Origin of the sequence: Vibrio gallicus (genome assembly GCF_024346875.1) — a bacterium.
Classification (GTDB): Bacteria; Pseudomonadota; Gammaproteobacteria; order Enterobacterales; family Vibrionaceae; genus Vibrio; species Vibrio gallicus.
This window is the reverse complement of the sequence record NZ_AP024872.1, coordinates 730,020-743,672: the sequence shown is the minus strand read 5'-3', so window position 1 is coordinate 743,672 and position 13,653 is coordinate 730,020. Positions and strand designations below refer to the sequence as shown.

The following is a 13,653-nucleotide window of genomic DNA, read 5'->3' as shown; positions in this document are numbered from 1 at the left end:
CTAAGGAAGAAAGTGCGCAAAATTAATACCAACTCGGTAGCCTTTACTATTGGTGGGGCAGTGTCTCTTATGGTTTTGGTCGCAGTAAGTACCATTGCTATTGCGGTAACCACAGTATATTCGAGTCTCGATGATGCGGAAGCGGTGAATGTGTCGGGTTCGATGCGGATGCAGAGCTACCGCCTCGCTTTTGATGTTATTACTCACTCCAATCAATTAGACAAGCATATTGTGGAGTTTGAACATTCCCTATATTCCCCATCAATGAAGAGTGTAAACCACTGGATGACCCCGTTGGCTATTCGTGATGACTATAATAATTTAATTGCGCGCTGGCTTGAGGTGAAGTCCTTAATGCAGAGTGACAACAAGCAAAACTACTCGGGTGAGGTATCGGAATTTGTCACACTTATCGACAGATTTGTATTGAAGATACAGCATTATTCAGAGCGTAAGCTATTGAACATGGTGGTTATTAGCCTGTTTGGTATTACGGTTATTATGCTGCTGTCATTTGTTATTATGCGCTTTGTTCGAGTAAAAGTGATTCAGCCATTAGAAGCGATGGCGCGCGCCAGTCGGGCGGTAGAGGCGAATAACTTTGAGGTCAAACTGAATGAGTCATTAAGCAATGAATTAGGCACAGTGGCGGCGACATTTAATGGCATGACCAATAACTTAAAGAATCAATATACTCGCCTTGAAGCAGCGGTAGACGCTAAGACAGAACAATTGCATAAAGCCAACAACTCATTGCAGGTTTTGTATCAAAGTTCACAGCAATTATCAGTGGCTAGAATTACCCCCGAGCAATTTAAGCACATCCTTAGTAATCTAGCGTCCGTTGAATCTGTTTACGCAGCTAAACTGGTGATTGATGATGCTGCAGGTCAGGCCGTTGAGTTTATTGAAGGGCAACCACGATCTATTAAGTGGCAGCATACGCGGCTTGAGATAGATGGCATACGCTTGGGAAGCCTCGGTATTCAAACGTCACCAAGGTTTAGTGAGCAAGACCTAGTTAAGAACATGAGTCAGATATTGGCAAGAGGCGTATATTACAATCAGGCGCAGAAAAAGTTTGAGCAACTGCTGATTTATACTGAAAGAAGTGCAATTGCTCGTGAATTGCATGACTCCTTGGCGCAGTCTTTAAGCTTTTTGAAGATCCAGATGAGTTTGCTCAAGCGCCACTTAAGTCATAGCTCAGAAAATGGACAGATTGCGGAAGTCGTTGAAGAGATTGATACTGGCCTGAAAGAGGCTTATACCCAGCTAAGAAGTTTGCTTACCACTTTTAGGTTTAGTATTGATGAAGCTAACTTTGGTGAGGCATTGCACGTACTAATGGACAAGCTACAAACTCACACCAGTGCCAGTATTGAGATTACCAACCACTTGTCGTCTTTACAGGTACAAGCGCAACAACAGGTGCATTTATTGCAGATTGTTCGCGAGGCGGTGAATAATGCGATTAAACATGCACACGCCAAAACCATTAGTATAAATTGCGACCAATATGATCAGCTGATTGAGGTATCGATTGCAGATGATGGGGTTGGATTTGACAGCGGGTTAGACAAAGCGGAACACTATGGATTAAGTATTATGCGCGAACGAGCTCAGTACTTAAATGGTAAGCTCACTATAAAAAGTGAACCGGGAACGGGAAGCCAAGTTACTGTTGTATTTAATTGTGAGGATAGGGTAGCAAGTGACAAATAATTATCGCGTAATGGTTGTAGATGACCACCCGCTGATGCGCCGCGGAATTAAGCAATTGATCTCATTCGAGCCTGAATTTGAGGTGGTGTGTGAAGCGGCAAATGGCACTGAAGCGTTAGCCCATGCTCACGAGTTTGCATTAGATCTGATCTTATTGGATTTAAACATGAAAGGCATGTCAGGGCTAAATACCTTACAAGCGCTTAAAAAAGAACAGATACAAGCCAAGATTGTTGTACTTACCGTATCTGATTCTGCCGCCGATATTGATGCGATCGTGAAGGCAGGAGCTGATGGTTACCTACTAAAAGACAGTGAACCCGATGAATTATTAGAGCACTTACATAACGCCCTAGATGGCGATAAAGTATACAGTGATATTGTGGCTGCTCATATTCGAGATCGAAGTGAAAACCCAAGTTTATTGGACTTACTTACCGACAGAGAGCTAGAGATACTATCTAAGGTTGCCTTAGGCTACCGCAATAAACAGATAGCCGATGTATTGTTCATCTCAGAATCTACAGTCAAGGTACATATGAAAAGCTTGCTTAAAAAATTGCAGGTGAAATCACGAACCGCGGCCACTATTATTTACTTAGACCACCACGGACAAGCCTAGCATCGTGGATGGTTAATAACGCCGTACGATATGCGGCGTTATTGGGTTCTGTTCAAGCCAAGCTAGTCGTTTAAGGTAAAACCGACCTTTACCGTCACCTGCCAGTGTGCGACTTTTCCTGCGTCGATATGTCCTCTAACCTCTGTCATCTCAAACCAGCGCATGTTGTGTACGCTATGACTTGCTTTGTCTACCGCGTTATTGATAGCGTCTTCAATTCCGGTGGGTGATGAGCCGACAAGCTCGGTCATTTTATAGGTATGATTGGGCATTCTGCTTCTCCTTGAGCATGTGAATACTCAATAAAAGCTAGTCGTGACACCGGTATGTGGCAAGAAAATGACGGATTTGCGGCATAAAAAAACCTCGCAACGTGCGAGGTTTGAATGTGATGGAATGTTTGAGCTTAGCTAGCTAGACGCTGTTTTAGCATGTCTTCCAGTTTAAGCTGGTCAACCGCAAACAAACGGATGCCGTCGGCTAGTTTATCTACCGCCATAGCATCTTGGTTGTGATCCCATAGGAACTCAGAGTGGGTAAGTGGCGCTGGGCGCTCTTGAGTTGCACCATTATCAAGGAGTTTTGTCTCAACATCGCCTTGCGCTTCTTCTAGCTCAGCGAGAAGTTGCGGGCTAATTGTTAGACGATCACAGCCTGCTAGTTCAAGGATTTCACCAGTGTTACGGAAGCTTGCGCCCATTACCACTGTATTGTATCCGTGATCTTTGTAGTAGTTGTAGATATTGGTTACAGAGATAACACCAGGATCTTCCGCAGGTTCAAAGCTGCGACCTTCTTTTGCTTTGTGCCAGTCCATAATACGACCAACAAAAGGTGAGATTAGGTACACGCCTGCTTCGGCACATGCTTGCGCTTGAGCGAACGAGAATAGCAGTGTTAGGTTACAGTTGATGCCTTCTTTTTCAAGCTGCTCTGCGGCGCGGATACCTTCCCAAGTTGATGCCAATTTGATAAGGATACGCTCTTTGTTGATGCCTTCGGCTTCGTACATCTTAATGATGTTACGTGCACGTTCAATGCTGCCTTCTGTATCATACGAAAGACGTGAATCTACTTCTGTAGATACGCGACCAGGTACTACCTTGAGGATCTCTAGACCGATCTTAACTGCTAAGTAATCACCAGCGAAAGCAACCTGTTGCTCGATGTTATCGAACTTCTGTTTTGCACTTTCAACTACGCTATCAATAAGTGGTTGATAGTGGTCAAGACTTGCTGCTTTTAATACCAGAGAAGGGTTGGTAGTTGCATCTTGTGGAAGATATTTTGCAATCGCTTCGATGTCGCCTGTATCGGCAACAACAACTGTTTGAGAGCGAAGTTGTTGTAGTTTATTGCTCATTCCTATTCATCCTAATCAGAGTAAATACAAGGAGACATTGCTTCCTTGCCTTCCCGTGTGGGAGGTGTTTGAATTAATCTAAGCTATCCGAGCGCATTTGTGAATGCTTTTTCTATTAAGAATGCGAACTGTAATAAGCGCAAACGTTTAGTTGCCACAAATTTTACACGATTGTTGCTTTAGTAGCTTAAATTCCCGCCATTTCAGGTTTAGAGCATCTAACATCAGCAGCTTACCTGATACTCGCTCCCCGAGCTTAGTCAGTACGCGAATCGCTTCTAATGCTTGCATGCTTCCAATTACGCCAACCACGGGTGACAAAATACCCGCTTCGACGCAGCTGAGGTTTGTCTCACCAAATAGTGAGCTTAAACAGTGGTAACAAGGCTCATCGTCGCCATAGGTAAAGCTAATCACCTGTCCTTCTAAGCGAATGGCTGCCCCTGAAACTAGAGGGGTTCTATTGGTAAAACAAAGCTGGTTTATCTGATTGCGGGTATCGAGATTATCGGTCGCGTCTATAACCAGATCATGCTGTTCAATTAAGGCTTGTAGTTGTTGGTTGCTAAGCTTGGCATGTATGGTATCTATCTGGCATAGGCTATTGAGTGCGCTGAGGCTCTCCTTGGCGGAGTCGACCTTGCGCTTACCAATATCTTGCTCAGTATGCAGTATCTGGCGCTGTAAGTTAGAGACCTCAATGTGATCAAAATCGACAATAGTGAGTTTGCCAATTCCAGCGCTCACAAGATAAGGGCTGGTGGCACAACCAAGGCCACCGGCACCTATCAGTAAAACCGAGGATTGCTTTAGCGTTTCTTGTCCCTCAAAATCAAAGGAGGGTAAGATTATTTGACGGTTATAACGAAGCAGTTCGTCATCACTGAGTATGTCCATGGGCTAGTACATCGCCGCACTAAACGGTTGAATCTGTACCGTTTCACCAATACTCACGTGACCACGCTCGCGTTCTAATATAGCAAAACAGTTGGCAATGCTCATGGAGCGGAACGCACCAGAGCTTTGGTTGCCGGTACTTTCCACCTCAAGTTGGCCTTGTGCAGTTACCGTAAAAATGGCGCGTTGATAGTCAGCGCGACCTGGGTTCTTTTTGAAGGCCGATTTAGAAACTGCAGACAGTCGAGGCGCCTCTTGCCATTGGCTCTCGCCACTTAGCTTAGCAATCAGTGGTTGAACCAATACGTAAGCAGTAACAAACGCCGATACGGGGTTACCAGGTAGACCACAGAAAAGTGCGTTACCTAATGAACCAAAAGCAAAGGGTTTACCTGGTTTTATGGCTAACTTCCAAAAGCTAATTTCACCTTGCTGTTCTAAGATATCCTTAGTGTAATCGGCTTCGCCTACGCTAACGCCGCCGGAGGTGACAACCACATCGGCGATGGATTTAGCTTTCTCAAATGCTTCATAAAGCAAAGCTTCATCATCGGGAATAATGCCAAGGTCAATTACTTCACAACCGAATTTATCCAGCAGTGGACGTATACCATAGCGGTTGCTGTCGTAGATTTCGCCAGCCTTTAGTTCACAACCGACCGGTTTTAGTTCATCACCGGTCGAAAATACAGCCACAATAGGTTTTCGCAATACTTGCACTTGCGCCACACCGAGAGAGGCGAGCATAGGCAGGTCGCGTGCGGTGAGTCGGTTGCCTTTTTCAATCGCGAGTTGGCCGGTTTGAATATCATCCCCAGTTGGACGAATATGCTGTTGCGGTTTCAGTGCTGCAATATCAATATTAAACTGGATATCATTCCCGTTGGGAGTAACGTCTTCTTGCATTACGATAGCGTCACAGCCTTCAGGGATTTGTGCGCCGGTCATGATACGAATGCAGCTGCCTTGAGGCCATTGTCCATCAAACGGAGCACCGGCAAACGATTTTCCAATAACAGGCAGAGTGAGGGAGGCAGTAAGGTCTGCAATGCGGACAGCATAGCCATCCATTGCTGAGTTATCGAATGGAGGCACATTTATAGGAGAGCGTACATCTTGTGCCAGCACTCTGCCAATTGCATCTTCTATCGCAAGAGACTCGGTTTCTTTTACGGTAGGGGTTTGGTTCAAAATAATTGGCATTGCCTGTTCAATAGGCATCAAACCGGGAGCGTCACAACAGCCCATGATCTTTCCTCGTGTCGCATTCAATAAGAGTCAAACTTTAACATGATGTCGACCTTATACGACACCTTCAAAAGCAAATAGAAGATGTAATTTTTGCAAAATCCGAGTATTCTCTCACGCCATTGTGGAATTATTAGCCGCACAGAGCGAAGAGTTGTATAGGAGACGTCATACTATGTCAGGTTTAAGCGAATCTGCTTTACTCGTAAAGCAGGCATTAGAGGCCAGAGGACTTGAAACCCCTATGCTGCCAAATGGATTAAGCAGTGTAGAGAAAAAGCAGCGTATAGAACACCATATGCGCGAGATCTTAGGCTTATTGCAGTTGGACTTAACGGACGACTCTTTGCAAGAAACCCCACATCGCATCGCAAAAATGTATGTTGATGAGGTCTTTTCTGGCCTTGATTACGCTCGGTTTCCGAAGATCACCGTCATCGAAAATAAGATGAATGTCAGTGAAATGGTGCGTGTCAAAGATATCACTCTAACCAGTACTTGCGAGCATCATCTAGTGACTATCGATGGACGCGCGGCGGTGGCTTATATCCCACGCGGTAAAATTATTGGCCTGTCTAAGATAAATCGAATTGTACGCTTTTTTGCGCAGCGTCCTCAAGTTCAAGAGCGCCTTACCCAACAAATTTTAGTTGCCCTACAAGCTCTGCTTGGGAGTGACGATGTTGCCGTGACTATAGATGCGACCCATTATTGCGTTAAATCACGCGGGGTTATGGATGCTACCAGTGAAACGACAACTACCGCATTAGGTGGGATTTTTAAGTCAAACCCGGCTACCCGTCATGAGTTCTTAAGCGGCCTGCGATAAGCTCTCAATATCAATTTAGATGACTTTATCTGAATTGATATTGGTTGATTTTGGCCAGTACATCCTTACATATCCCATAGATACCCAAACAACTAATAGCGTTGCTATAGTCAGTTCAAACAGGCCAAAATTATGTAGCCAGTACCAATGCTGGTGCATATCTTCGAACCAGGTTGTTAAACGAGACATCGCGATTGCGCTGATTACTGATGGAAAGGTAACGGCTGCAATCGACGGCTGAAAATCAAGCTTAAGAAGCTTAAAATAGAACAGGCAAACCAATAGTGTCATGGTAATCGCAATGCCCGATAATGCCCCAGTGAGAATAGGGTCAGGTTCAGGAAAGTTAACCAGATAGGCTGCCAATGTTAGGTTGATAGGGGCGGCCATGATGGCAAGGGTTGGACGCGCGCGCCGCGGGAGCTTACCCAAGAAAATTAAACGATAAAGCACTACAGGTAGCATTAAGAAATAGATAGCAATACAAATGTTAGCCATATTCTGCGAAAAAATCACATGCCCAAGCCCAGAGCCTGCCAAGGTGCTACTTATTACACCTACTGGATATAAAAACCAACTTGGTACTATGTTCGACATCTTAAAATCTGCAATTTGAAAACCAAAAAACAGTACCATCATTATGATGTGTAGCATTAGAGATGCAAGCCACAGATAATGCGCGATGGTCGGTACGATTGTTGCAAAGTAATCACATAAGACCAATAAAGCCATGCTCATTGGTGCCATTAAGCTTCCGTTGAGCGGGTGGCGAATATCAGACATGAACAGTCGAATATTTAGGAAGTATTTCAGCAGCACAGGTATCAGTAGCAAGGTGCCAATAATAGCTAGGCCGGGGCGAATCATCTCACCGATACTGGGAATATAGAGCGCCCACGCTTGGCCTAAACCTATGATCCCAAGAGCAAGAGCAGCTTGAGATGGAGGAATATGATGAAAGCGGTTAAATCTGCCTAGCAAAATGGTGGTCTCGGGAGTGTAAAGTTTCGAGTAGTTACTCAATATTAACCTTAATATGCGCCTAGATACTATGATAGAGGTAGGAATTAGAGCTATTCGTTGCATAAAACTTGAAATTTTGAAGATATGAGCCATGCTTAAACAGCAAGAGGCAATCAGAGGTAACACAAGCGTTTCATAGATACTTTTGTGGTATACAATCCGATATCCTTACAAAGCTGAAGAGCTTCTAATACTCTATTGCTCGTTAATATATCTCCGGTTTATATTCCGCGAGATTCGCAAACTCACGATTGAGTAACGAGACTTTATAAGGCGCAACTTGTTGCGCCTTTGTGCTGTTTGCTCGCCTGAATTTAAGCGCTAGTAATTGATTATGTTTGTTTTTCTTTATGCTCGCCATTTATGCAATTTAAGTTACCCCTGCATATGCACAGCCATCGGTTTCATAGTGGTTGTGAATCCGTATAATCGCTGTGTGTTTCATAACATCATTTGAGTGGGATAAGTGAAAGTCACAGAGTATGTTTTAATGTCGAGTGTGCTGATTACAATTATTGTTGAGTGTTATACCACTATCATGAATGCATCGGATATTTGGTCACATATTCTATTATAGAGTGGGTAGTTAATTAGCTGTTATCATATTTATCACGCAATGAATTTCGGTATTTAATATTCCAAATATGTGCTGATATAATTCGTTGAATTATGCATGTTGCAATGTTTGTAAAATCAGAATGTTTAATTCCATTAATGCACTTTCAGGTTAGCCTTTGTAGTGATCTAGATCACTTTTTTTGGCGGGCGATATATATTAATATCAAGTGTAACGCGTGGGAGGGAACCGAACTCTATTCGGCATGATTCATTTAACGGTCATATTTTCTATAGAATGCTCTCGTTGAATTTTTTACGTCTATTAGGGTTGTCGCTGGTTAGGTTTAGTGAATTTATTTGCTAAAACCAAGCAAGGATTGCTGGTTAAATAACTATTTAGGCTATTCAACTATCTGTATATCAATGTACAGTGTCTTTCTATTGTTGTCGTTTTATGTGAGTTTGGTTATTAAACTATATTCAGTATTATTGACTGCAATTGGTCCCTCTCAATAAGTACAAATTATTTGAATTTTATTGAGATACTAAATTGAACAAATCAAATCTAGTGATAAAAGCTGGGCTTTTACTGGCCATGTTTTCGCTCTCGACGACCGTTGCTTTAGCGAACCCTATAACGAGTGATATCAGCAATACAGACCCTGATGATGTGCAATCTGAGCAAACATTTACTCCAAGTTGGGTAGGTGCTGTCTCTGTAACGTATGCTGACAACTGGGCAAATGATTACCGAGATAACCGCAACGTAGACTTTGACCTTCAGCTTGGCTATCAGTTCACTAATAATTTTAGTGCGGGTGTGATTACCGGCGCGTATTACCTAGATACTCAATATTGTTCTACACACACCAAGGATTATTGGTGTGCTTCTTCTACGTATCTATATGCTAACTACGCTAACCTTTATCAATTTGGTGATTTCACCACTGTTGGTCTGAAAGGGCGTATCTTGTTGCCAACATCTCAGTACTCTCGTGATACCGAGCTTTACTTTGGTACCAGCGTATATGTACCTTTCTCTTTTGATGTAAACCGTTATATCGACGGGTTAAGTCTTGTATTCCAGCCGTCAGCGACTAAATACTTTAATAAGTATGAGTCTATCGGTGGCTCAAACTTAGTTGAATATACCTTCGGTCTAGGTCTAGCAAGTAGTTATCAAATTACTGACAATCTGTCGTTCTCGTTTAGCATGACCGATAGCTACTACATCACCTATCAGGGTTATACCAAATACCCAACCATTTCTCACAGTGAAGAGTTTGACTACACATTTACAGACAATCTGTATGTCGGTCTTGGCTATACCAACAGTGCGCAATACTTTAACCCTGACAAAGGTCCAAACCCTGTTTCTGGTTTATTTGATGACAAAGACCCGAACTACTACGTGTCAGTTGGCTACAGCTTCTAAACCTATTTTTATAATCAAGGGAGAACCCCATTGTTAGGTTATTTTGTTAAACGATTGCTGCTTATAATCCCAACCTTTATCGGGATAACAGTACTGATCTTTTGTTTAACGCGCTTTGTTCCCGGTGGTCCGGTTGAGCGTATGATTTCTGAGATGCAGATGAATGGCGGCGCAAAGAGTGCTTCCCAAACATTATCAGAGAGTGACATCAATGAGTTGAAAGCAATGTATGGCATGGATAAGCCAGCCTATATTGCTTACGCTGATTGGTTGACTGATGTTGTTCATCTGGATCTTGGTGTATCTACCCGCTACTACGATCCAGTATGGGATATGGTCAAAGAACGTATGCCTATATCTCTATTTTATGGGGTGATTGCGCTTATTTTAAGCTATGGGATTGCTATCCCATTGGGTATTTATAAGGCAATTCATCATGGAGGTAAGGGAGATAATATAAGCTCGGTTATTATCTTCGTCGGTTATTCAATGCCTAACTATGTATTAGGTGTATTGTTGCTTTCTTTACTGGCATTTTATTACGATATTTTACCGTTAGGTGGATTTACCAGTAATAATTTTGAAGAGCTTAGCCTTTTAGGTAAGGCGCAAGACTTGTTCTCGCACGCAATACTTCCGGTTATTTGTTACACCATTGCAGATGTTGCCATTCTAACAATGACAATGAAAAATAACCTGTTAGAAAATCTCTCTTCTGATTATGTTAAAACAGCGGTGAGTAAAGGGTTAACTTATAAAGATTCTGTTTATAAACATGCGCTTAGAAATAGCCTAATCCCAATAGCTAGCCATTTTGGTTCTGTTATTAGTGTGTTTTTGTCTGGTTCATTCCTAATTGAAGTTGTGTTTAATATCGATGGTATTGGCCAGCTTGGTTATGAAGCAATTATTCAAAGAGATTACCCAGTTGTAATGGGCATTCTTTCCCTTTCTGCTCTGCTACTGATGTTCGGTAATATCATTTCGGATCTGTGTGTGGCAGCTGTCGATCCTCGCGTTAAGTTTGGTAAATAGATGTTTAATTTTGACGATTTAACTAAGAAGAAGATTGCACGTTTTTGCTCAATAAAACGTGGATATTTCTCGCTTATCTTTTTGCTATTACTGGTTGTATTGTCGCTATTCTCAGAGGCATTAGTTAATAGTAAGGCATTGGTTGTCTCTTATCAGGGACACCTTTATTTTCCTACTTATTCAAAGATGCGCACTGGCGAAGACTTCGGTGAGCAATATGGCTATGAAGCAGATTATCGCGACCTGCAAGCCAAGTTTGAACAAGCAGACCAAGGTGACTGGGTAATTATGCCTATGGTGCCATGGAACCCATTAGAACAAGACTATTCTAATGGATTCCCACCGACAGCTCCGAATGCTCATGCGCAACATTATCTGGGAACAGATAACTCAGGTCGTGACGTATTAGCAAGGCTGGTATACGGCTTTCGTATTGCCATTTTCTATGCCTTTATCACTTTAGCCATTTGTTACTTTATTGGTGTAATTGTGGGCAGTGCAATGGGGTACTTAGGCGGTCGTTTTGACCTAATCATGCAGCGCTGTATTGAGATATGGTCGATGCTACCGATGCTGTATGTGATTATGATATTGGTATCGATAGTGAAGCCAAACTTTGCTCTGTTTGTATTTATAAACGTCCTGTTTGGTTGGATTCCAATTACCTGGTATATGCGCTCTATATCTTACAAAGAGCGTGCGCGTGAATACGTGCTGGCAGCTCGCGCTCAAGGAGCGAGCTCTTGGCGAATCATCACGAAACATATTCTGCCAAATACCTTAGTTATGATTGTAACTCTGGCCCCGTTTACCATTGTTGCCAATATTTCAACTCTGACAGCGCTTGATTATTTAGGCCTAGGTTTGACACCACCAACCCCAAGCTGGGGTGATTTACTTCAGCAAGGTAAATCTAATCTAGATGCATGGTGGATCATGAGCTCGGTTGTGTTCTCTATCGTTGGCATTCTCACCATGATTACCTTTATTGGTGAAGCAATCCGCGAAGCATTTGATCCTAAGAAACAGACTAAATATAGCTAATATGATGACCTTAAATTCTCTTAAAAAATCGGCGTTATTGGCCTCACTATTGGGTGTGTTTCTATATACATCAAGTAGTGCAGTGGCTGCCGAACAGCCAGCTCAGACTCAGCAAGCTGAAACGCCAGTACTGCCAAGTAATCTGCATTGGATTACTAATTCAGACTTGCCGTTATTTGCAAGTCCTGAAGCAAAACAAGGTGGCACGCTGAATCTATATGTGGCGTCTTATCCGCTAACACTGCGCTCTATTGGACCAGATACTAATGGTTCATTCCGTTCATATTTAGCAGACGGTTATCCGGGCTTGCTTGGTATCCATCCTAATACGCTACAAGCGTATCCTGAACTGGCGACTGCTTGGGCGTTTAGCCAAGACAACAAGACCATGTATTTTAAGCTTGATCCACAAGCAAAATGGTCAGATGGTGAGCCAATTACGGCTGAAGATTACACGTTTTTCTTTGACTATGTGAAGAACAAGAACGTTCATGCACCCTTCTATAAAAACTATTACACGACTAAGGTAATCGGCATCACCGTATATGACAAATATACGATTGCTCTGCATTCAGCGGATGCACTGCCTCATGATCAATTGATTGATCGCATCAACATGCAGCCTAAACCGAAGCATTTCCTTAAAGATGCCTTAGATAAAAACTATCTACGTGGATACAACTGGAAAGCAGAACCAACAACTGGGGCTTACTACGTATCGTCTTTGAAGAAAGGGCGCACGATTGAATTGGCTCACGTTAAAGATTGGTGGGGATATCACAACCGTTACCTCAAGAACCGTTACAATCCAGCTAAAATCCGTTTTTCTGTGATTCGTGACCCTGATCTTGCGTTCAAGTACTTTGAAAAGGGTGAACTGGATGTGTTCTTTGCCAACGATCAGAAGATCTGGTTTGAGAAAACAAATTCAGCACCGTTCCGTAAGGGTTATATCGTTAAATCAACGCTGGCTAATGAAACCTCAAAAGGCGCAACAGGCATCTGGCTGAACATGGTCGATCCCGTGCTTAAAAATGACGAGTTGCGTGCTGGTATTGCTTATTCTATGAACTTTGATTCGGTCATCAAGAATGTGCGTCATGGTGAAGCTACGCGTCAAAATGGCTTTGGTACCTTAGTCGGTGCTTATGCCACGCCTAAAGATGTGGGTGTAAAACCGTTCTCTCCAATTGAGGCGCAAAAGCACTTTGCTAAAGCTGGCTACACTAAGCTGGGATCTGACGGCATTTTATACAACAAACAAGGCCAGCCACTGCAGATAACCTTGATGTATTTAGGTGCTAAAAGCACTGCTGATGTGATCGTACTAAAAGAGCAAGCTAAAAAAGCAGGACTCGACATCGAGTTAAAACTGGTTGATGGTTCTACCGGCTTTAAGAGCCTACTAGAGAAAAAATTCCAAGCTGCTTATTTTGGAATGAACAGTGGTCTTTATCCAGCATATCGCCAGTACTTGCATTCAAGTAATGCTATCCCTCAAACCAACAACTTTTTTAGTTTTGTAGACCCTGAGATGGATAAGCTGATTCAAACCTTTGATACCAGTTTTGATACCAAAACTCGCATCGCAGTATCTAACCAGATTCAGCGTAAGGTGATGGACGCGAATTGCTTTATTCCTGGTACCGTTAGCAGCTTTACTCGCTCTGTACATTGGCGCTATGTCCGTGCTCCTAATTCAGTAGGTACAGCGCAATCACGCTTCTTATTTGATTCCAACAACCTCGACCTAGGTCTGATGTGGATTGATTCTGATATGAAACGCACAGTGTTAGATGCAAAAAGTGATGGTGATACTTTCCCTATGATGACTCATATGAGTACTCAAGTAATTAACGTGGAAGGCAAATAAC

Annotated in this window: 12 protein-coding genes; 7 read left to right on the top strand and 5 right to left on the bottom strand. The window is 42.8% G+C overall.

Annotated elements, in window-relative coordinates; translation table 11 throughout:
* Positions 1-12 precede the first annotated feature (12 nt).
* Positions 13-1,725 (top strand): nitrate/nitrite two-component system sensor histidine kinase NarQ, encoded by a 1,713-nt coding sequence (gene narQ / locus OCU28_RS15020; protein WP_261817700.1) that lies wholly within the window; start codon positions 13-15, stop codon positions 1,723-1,725.
* Positions 1,726-1,735: 10 nt separating this feature from the next.
* Positions 1,736-2,347 carry a response regulator gene (locus tag OCU28_RS15015; protein WP_261818283.1) on the top strand — a complete coding sequence of 204 codons (612 nt, stop codon included), beginning with the start codon at positions 1,736-1,738 and terminating at the stop codon, positions 2,345-2,347.
* Between the two features lie 62 nt (positions 2,348-2,409).
* On the opposite strand, the gene OCU28_RS15010 is transcribed toward OCU28_RS15015, so the two are convergent.
* From OCU28_RS15010 to moeA, 4 genes are all read right to left on the bottom strand, one after another.
* Entirely contained in the window at positions 2,410-2,619 is a 210-nt protein-coding gene (locus OCU28_RS15010) for a dodecin (protein ID WP_261817699.1), read from the bottom strand.
* Positions 2,620-2,753: 134 nt separating this feature from the next.
* Positions 2,754-3,710, bottom strand: a complete 957-nt coding sequence (tal, locus tag OCU28_RS15005; RefSeq protein WP_261817698.1) for a transaldolase — start codon at positions 3,708-3,710, stop codon at positions 2,754-2,756.
* Positions 3,711-3,857: 147 nt separating this feature from the next.
* Positions 3,858-4,607: a molybdopterin-synthase adenylyltransferase MoeB gene (gene moeB / locus OCU28_RS15000; RefSeq protein ID WP_261817697.1), complete on the bottom strand. Its 750-nt coding sequence runs from the start codon at positions 4,605-4,607 to the stop codon at positions 3,858-3,860.
* A 3-nt stretch (positions 4,608-4,610) separates the two neighbouring features.
* A complete protein-coding gene (moeA, locus tag OCU28_RS14995; RefSeq protein ID WP_261817696.1) occupies positions 4,611-5,855 on the bottom strand; it encodes a molybdopterin molybdotransferase MoeA in 1,245 nt (414 codons plus the stop codon).
* A gap of 175 nt (positions 5,856-6,030) precedes the next feature.
* Here moeA and folE point away from each other — a divergent pair, with 175 nt between their 5' ends.
* The gene (gene folE / locus OCU28_RS14990; RefSeq protein WP_261817695.1) at positions 6,031-6,684 is read left to right on the top strand and encodes a GTP cyclohydrolase I FolE; all 654 of its coding nucleotides are present in this window, start codon (positions 6,031-6,033) and stop codon (positions 6,682-6,684) included.
* Between the two features lie 15 nt (positions 6,685-6,699).
* Here folE and OCU28_RS14985 read toward each other — a convergent pair whose 3' ends face one another.
* Positions 6,700-7,665 carry a TDT family transporter gene (locus OCU28_RS14985; RefSeq protein ID WP_390623820.1) on the bottom strand — a complete coding sequence of 322 codons (966 nt, stop codon included), beginning with the start codon at positions 7,663-7,665 and terminating at the stop codon, positions 6,700-6,702.
* A 1,150-nt stretch (positions 7,666-8,815) separates the two neighbouring features.
* On the opposite strand from OCU28_RS14985, the gene OCU28_RS14980 reads away from it, so the two are divergent.
* The 4 genes from OCU28_RS14980 to OCU28_RS14965 are packed head-to-tail and all read left to right on the top strand — an operon-like array spanning position 8,816 to position 13,652.
* Positions 8,816-9,700, top strand: a complete 885-nt coding sequence (locus OCU28_RS14980; protein ID WP_261817694.1) for a hypothetical protein — start codon at positions 8,816-8,818, stop codon at positions 9,698-9,700.
* A gap of 30 nt (positions 9,701-9,730) precedes the next feature.
* Positions 9,731-10,735 (top strand): ABC transporter permease subunit, encoded by a 1,005-nt coding sequence (locus OCU28_RS14975; protein WP_261817693.1) that lies wholly within the window; start codon positions 9,731-9,733, stop codon positions 10,733-10,735.
* Complete coding sequence (locus OCU28_RS14970) at positions 10,736-11,779, top strand: ABC transporter permease (protein WP_261817692.1); 1,044 nt, start codon at positions 10,736-10,738, stop codon at positions 11,777-11,779.
* A gap of 1 nt (position 11,780) precedes the next feature.
* Positions 11,781-13,652 (top strand): extracellular solute-binding protein, encoded by a 1,872-nt coding sequence (locus OCU28_RS14965; protein ID WP_261817691.1) that lies wholly within the window; start codon positions 11,781-11,783, stop codon positions 13,650-13,652.
* The last annotated feature ends 1 nt before the right edge of the window (position 13,653 follow it).

What these genes read in the sequence shown, in the direction of transcription:
- OCU28_RS15015 (WP_261818283.1), top strand. Translation starts at nt 1,736, where the DNA reads ATGGTTGTAGATGACCACCCGCTGATGCGCCGCGGAATTAAGCAATTG.
- OCU28_RS15010 (WP_261817699.1), bottom strand. Translation starts at nt 2,619, where the DNA reads ATGCCCAATCATACCTATAAAATGACCGAGCTTGTCGGCTCATCACCC.
- tal (WP_261817698.1), bottom strand. Translation starts at nt 3,710, where the DNA reads ATGAGCAATAAACTACAACAACTTCGCTCTCAAACAGTTGTTGTTGCC.
- moeB (WP_261817697.1), bottom strand. Translation starts at nt 4,607, where the DNA reads ATGGACATACTCAGTGATGACGAACTGCTTCGTTATAACCGTCAAATA.
- moeA (WP_261817696.1), bottom strand. Translation starts at nt 5,855, where the DNA reads ATGGGCTGTTGTGACGCTCCCGGTTTGATGCCTATTGAACAGGCAATG.
- folE (WP_261817695.1), top strand. Translation starts at nt 6,031, where the DNA reads ATGTCAGGTTTAAGCGAATCTGCTTTACTCGTAAAGCAGGCATTAGAG.
- OCU28_RS14970 (WP_261817692.1), top strand. Translation starts at nt 10,736, where the DNA reads ATGTTTAATTTTGACGATTTAACTAAGAAGAAGATTGCACGTTTTTGC.
- OCU28_RS14965 (WP_261817691.1), top strand. Translation starts at nt 11,781, where the DNA reads ATGATGACCTTAAATTCTCTTAAAAAATCGGCGTTATTGGCCTCACTA.